This is a genomic window from Streptomyces sp. NPDC029164 (assembly GCF_055563995.1).
The window spans coordinates 1-4,862 of sequence record NZ_JBVHWW010000083.1 but is presented as its reverse complement, the minus strand read 5'-3'; the positions used below and the strand labels follow the sequence as shown (position 1 = coordinate 4,862).

4 protein-coding genes and 4 pseudogenes are annotated in these 4,862 nt (G+C 68.6%); 4 read left to right on the top strand and 4 right to left on the bottom strand.

Annotated elements, in window-relative coordinates; translation table 11 throughout:
* The first annotated feature begins 141 nt into the window (after positions 1 to 141).
* Both ACZ4VT_RS37235 and ACZ4VT_RS37230 read left to right on the top strand, forming a co-directional pair.
* Positions 142 to 498: a hypothetical protein gene (locus ACZ4VT_RS37235; RefSeq protein ID WP_467955791.1), complete on the top strand. Its 357-nt coding sequence runs from the start codon at positions 142 to 144 to the stop codon at positions 496 to 498.
* 17 nt (positions 499 to 515) lie between these two features.
* Positions 516 to 785, top strand: a complete 270-nt coding sequence (locus ACZ4VT_RS37230) for a hypothetical protein (RefSeq protein WP_467955789.1) — start codon at positions 516 to 518, stop codon at positions 783 to 785.
* A 134-nt stretch (positions 786 to 919) separates the two neighbouring features.
* On the opposite strand, the pseudogene ACZ4VT_RS37225 reads toward ACZ4VT_RS37230, so the two are convergent.
* Both ACZ4VT_RS37225 and ACZ4VT_RS37220 read right to left on the bottom strand, forming a co-directional pair.
* Positions 920 to 1,171, bottom strand: a pseudogene (locus ACZ4VT_RS37225) (IS5/IS1182 family transposase); the annotation flags it as partial.
* Positions 1,172 to 1,418: 247 nt separating this feature from the next.
* A complete protein-coding gene (locus tag ACZ4VT_RS37220; protein WP_467955787.1) occupies positions 1,419 to 1,706 on the bottom strand; it encodes a hypothetical protein in 288 nt (95 codons plus the stop codon).
* A gap of 454 nt (positions 1,707 to 2,160) precedes the next feature.
* Here ACZ4VT_RS37220 and ACZ4VT_RS37215 point away from each other — a divergent pair.
* Positions 2,161 to 2,337 (top strand): annotated as a pseudogene (locus ACZ4VT_RS37215) (IS5/IS1182 family transposase); the annotation flags it as partial.
* Between the two features lie 55 nt (positions 2,338 to 2,392).
* Here ACZ4VT_RS37215 and ACZ4VT_RS37210 read toward each other — a convergent pair.
* On the bottom strand, positions 2,393 to 3,331 hold the full coding sequence (locus ACZ4VT_RS37210; protein ID WP_467955785.1) for an IS481 family transposase: 939 nt from the start codon (positions 3,329 to 3,331) through the stop codon (positions 2,393 to 2,395).
* A 110-nt stretch (positions 3,332 to 3,441) separates the two neighbouring features.
* Here ACZ4VT_RS37210 and ACZ4VT_RS37205 point away from each other — a divergent pair.
* Positions 3,442 to 3,907 (top strand): annotated as a pseudogene (locus tag ACZ4VT_RS37205) (transposase); the annotation flags it as partial.
* Positions 3,908 to 4,229: 322 nt separating this feature from the next.
* Here ACZ4VT_RS37205 and ACZ4VT_RS37200 read toward each other — a convergent pair.
* Positions 4,230 to 4,451: pseudogene (locus tag ACZ4VT_RS37200) on the bottom strand (DUF2867 domain-containing protein); the annotation flags it as partial.
* Positions 4,452 to 4,862: the final 411 nt, after the last annotated feature.

Below are 4,862 nucleotides of genomic sequence, written 5' to 3'. Positions count from 1 at the left end.
GGGAGAGTAGGACGCCGCCGAACAATCATTGTGGGAAAGCCCCGCACCAAGCCTTCGGGCCCGGTGCGGGGCTTTTCTGCGTTTACCGGCAGTGTGACGGGCCGGGCTGGGTATCCTGGCCGCGTTCCCCTGGAGGACACGATGACTGCACAGCAGCTGGAAGACGGCGGGCCGCTCATCCCTCAGCCGGCGATGACACGGGAAGCCCTCCGGGATGCCGTACGCCGCATCGACATGGCCAATCTGGCCGTGCTCGACAAGGAGTGCAACGAGGCCTTCGACCGTGCCGCCGAGACCGGTGCCATCAACCCGTTGCGGTTCTTCCTCATCAAGTGGGCCACGCACGTGGCGATCCACCGCTGGCCGGCGCGTTCGGCGGCGCTGCACGAGGCGGAGCGGGTGGCCGGCGACCCGGGCTCGACGGAGGAGGAGTTCCGGGCCGCCATGGAGACGAGCAGCCGCATCCTCAGCGAGGCCCAGCGCGAGATCGGTCAGTGACCGCGCGGGGCGAAGGCGTGGAGAACGACAGCGGTTGGGCGTGGGAGTGCGATCCCAGCCGGCTGTGGGTCCTCGGGGCCATGGGCGCGGAGCACCAGGAGCTGGTCAACGCCGTCCTGGACGGCCTGGTCGACCTGGCGTCGCTGGCGATCGACCCCAAGGACGGCAGCCTCTACGAGGATCCCCACCCGATGCGGCTGCGTACGTACGAGGACGAGCACCTGATGGTCTGGTACCAGACCATCCCGCACCGCCGCCGGGTCTACCTGAAACGGGTCAACCTCTGAACCAACTGCCGCCCGAGCGCCGGGCTCCCGGCTGGGCAGTTTCGTTTGGATCATCTGGCTGACCAGAGGAAGATGCCTGCGATGTGCAGTCCGGGCCAGCCAATGCGGCGCTGCGCTGGTCGTCCGGGACGGGGCACTGATCGGATGCCGCGCTTGCGCAGGAGCTCTCGATCAGCGTGGGAGGAACGGGCCTTGTGCGCCAGGACTACGTCCGGCCTGGTGCGAGGTCGTCCTCGTGGTCGAGGAATGCGCCGGCGGGCCATGACGTGTGCGAAGGCTGGCGCATCACGGGCCTGCCCGGCAGCGAGACGGAAGGCTGGCGGGCGGCAGTGGTCGTCGGCCGCAAGGTGGATCTTTGTGGTTGGCCCGCCGCGGGACCGGCCGACGGCGTGATCCTCGGTTCGCCTGCTGGAGCCCGATTTTGCGGGTTCCACGCGTGCTCGTGAGCCCGCACGATCGTGGAGTCCACCGAGACGGCCCAGTTGAGATCCTCGTCGGCATCGGGCCTGGGCCATCAGCGCGGTGAACATCCTCTCCCCCGGTGCCATCGACAGCCCACACCTCCGGCCGTCACCGCCCAATCCCCGCCCGCTGCGCATCAGTCAACGGCACAGACGGCCCCGAGAGGAACGGCTACCGGCTGTCCGCGCCGTCGGCCGGGTCGGCGGCTGCCCACCAGTCGATGAAGCGGGCGGCCACCGCCTCGGGCGGCCGACTCGAAGGAAGTCCGAAGTGAACCTCCAGCTCATGCCGCAGAAACTCACCGATCACCGCCTGATCGGCGCCACCATGGAGCCTGCGGAACACGAGGCCGATCATGCAGTCGTACTCGTCCTGGACATCGTTGGCGACACCGATCGGATCCCACTCATTGAGCAGCCGTCTCAGGTCCTTCTGAGTGGAGCTGTTCCAAGAGCGCATCTCCCCAGAGTGCCATCCGAGAACGCCGGCGATCACTGACGGATTCTTGATCCAAACGAAACTGCCTAGGCCCGCTGGGTAGCAGCCCAGGTGCCTGGCCCGCCCGCGCCGATACCGATACCGATGCCTTGTCCGAGGTCGTCTTCATCCGAGCACTGGCCGGTGTTCCGGGGGCCGGCTGAAGACCGCCCCGCGGGGGGCGATCTACCGGAACCTGGTCGGCGACTACGGCATCGACTACCACCTCACTCGCAAGGCTCAGCGCTGCCCTGACTTCGGTTGGAGCACCACAAGGCACCGTCTCCGCTACGGCGGAGCATCTACTTGCCCACCTGACGAGGAGATCGCGTCACGATCCCACACGGGCATCGCCGCTGAGCGGCAGCTGAAGGACTGGCCCAAGCCGATCCCCGCGCTCCAGCCGGGCAAGCGGCGTCGCCAGTGACGCCGGCATCGGCTCGTGGTCTTGATCGGCCGGCCCCTGCCGGGGAACCTTAACGACTGCAAGGCGTGGGCGGAGTCCGGTACTAAAGCTGCCGTAGGCAAGACCACCACGATCGCTGATGGCGGCTACTCCGGCACCGGATTCGTCCTGCCCCACCGCCGCCACAACGGCGAAGACCTTCCAGATCCTCACCTTCGCCGGATAGGCGGGACCGTACAGCGAACAGCCACGTCCGCACCCGCTAGCTGTATTGACCCGCAGCGTTGTTGACGCGGTTGAAGGGCGGGCGTCCGCCCAGGGCGGTGTGGCAGCGGTGGTGGTTGTAGGTGTGGAGGAAGTCTGCCAGGGCTTCGGTTCGCTCGTCGTTGGAGGCCCACTCCTCGAGGAGGGTGCGGTTGAAGCGTTCGACCTTGCCGTTGGTCTGCGGGCGGTAGGCGCGGGTGAGTTTGCCGCTCGCGTTGAGCCCGGCCAGGACGGCCTTCCAGGCCAGGCCCTTGCGGTAGGCCCAGGCGTTGTCGGTGAGGACCCGTTCGATGCGGGTGATGCCGTGGCTGTGGAAGAACGCGGCCGCGCGGGCCAGGAAGCCCGCGCAGGTTGCGACTTTCTCGTCCGGGTGGATCTCGCTGTAGGCGAGGCGGGAGTGGTCGTCGACTGCGGAGTGGACGTAGTCGAAACCCACGCCTGTCTTGGTGGCCCGGCCGGCCTGGCGTCCCAGCACCTTGTGGCCGCCGCCGTCGGGGATCCGGCCGAGTTTCTTCACGTCCACGTGGATGAGTTCGCCGGGGCGGGCGCGTTCGTAGCGGCGGATGACCTGGCCGGTTGGCCGGTCGAACCAGGCCAGCCGGTTGAGACCGTGACGGGTCAGGATCCGGTGCACGGTGGATGCGGGCAGTCCCAGGACCGGGCCGATCCTGGCGGGCCCCAGTTTGCGGGCCCGCCGCAGGTCACAGACTCTCGCCTCGACGTCGGCCGGGGTCCGGTGCGGCGTCGTGCGAGGCCGGCTGGACCGATCGTGCAGCCCGGCCGGGCCCTCGGCCCGCCACCGCCGTATCCACTTGTGGGCCGTGGCCCACGATGTATCCATCCCGGCGGCCACGTGGGCGACCGGACGACCTGCTCGGACTCGTTCGACCAGCAGTCGCCTACCGAAGACGGTCAGGCGGGCATTACGGTGGGACACGAAGACCTCCGTTGTGCAATGGGTTCCCAGACAGCTCCCACCACGCCGGAGGTCTTCGCCATGTTCAAGACCTACCGACTGTCAACAACGCTCGTGATCAATACATCTAGCGGGGCGGGAACGGACCCGGCGGGGGCTGGCCGTGGTGCCTCCCGCTGGCAAACCGGGTGCTGCCCGTTGTTCGGGATCTCCCCGGCCACCATCTGCCGGGCCATCCACCGCCTGCGGCGGCTGCTGGCGTTGCAGCCGGCCCCGCGGCCGGTGGCCGACGTCGAGCGGTTGTGGATCGTGGACGGCACCCCGACCCCGGTCCGCGACCGCGCCGTCGGTGCCTCCTCCCGCAACTACCGGTTCTCGGCGAACGGGCAGGTCATCATCGATGCCCACACCCGTCTGGTCGTCGCCTCGGCCCGGCCGGCTCGCGGGAACAAGGCCGATGCCCATGTCTGGGGAGTCGGATCTGCCGGCCGCGGCGGCCGGGACGCGGTGATCGCGGACGGCGCCCACCTGGGCATCGGGCTGATCGTCCCGCACCGCAGAAGGGCCGGACGGCCTCTGCTGGGCGGGCAGGAGGACTGTCCGGCGGGATTGTGCTGGCGGAGTCGAGGGGCCGGAGGTCGTAACAGACCACATGATTCCGTCCGTTCGGCGGCGGCGTCGTGGGGGTGGGCGTCGGGTGTGTCAGGCCGCGGGGCGGGTGGAGGTTGCGCTGCCACGCGGTCCGGTTCGGGATCCAGCTGATGTGCATCACCCGTGCACGGCCGGTTCGCCAACTCCGCCACCCACTCGTCGTGCGCCTGGTAGACGGACGTGAACGGAACCGAGGCGAGGTCCAAGCTGCGGGGCCCTCCGGGAGTTCCGCGGACACCGTCGCGGGAAGCGTCGGGACCCGCTTGCCGAGGCCAGCGGACGGCTTGTCCCAGCCGAGGAGTGCCCCGAGCTTCCAGCGCAGTGCGAACAGCCGGCCCGAGGGGGAGTGGACGGGATCCCCGTTGCTGTTGGCGAGTGGGTGTACGAGCCGTTCGAGGTCTTCGGGGCTGCGGGGCGTCGGCAGGGCCCACACATCCTCGAGCCGGAAGTCGCCGGCGATCTCGTGGATGCGCGTGGGCGTGACCCGCACGCCGCGCGGCAAGTGGCTCGAGGTCCTGGCCCAGGCGCTCGGCGTCAGCAAGGGACGAGGTCGGGTGCCGGATCGCCTTCTCGCTGGGGGAGGCTGCCACTTCCCCGCTGCCGACCACGGCGGTCGCAGGGGGCTGACCAGGCAGAGCTGCCCAAGTAGTCAAGCCGATTTTGACACCTCCCAGGTCCGGTTGTAGAGTCGAGCAGTTGCCTGGAGCGGACACGCTCGGCAGCAGCCCCCACAAGGAATCACTTTCGAGTGGGGACACCCGACTCTTCATTCGGGAATCGAAGCCGGGGAAATCCGGTGGAGAACTTCTGATAGAGTCGGAATCGCCGGAAAGGGAAAGCGCGAAAGCGCAGGAACTGGAAAGCACCGAGGAAGTCGGACACGAAAGAGTCTGATAGAGTC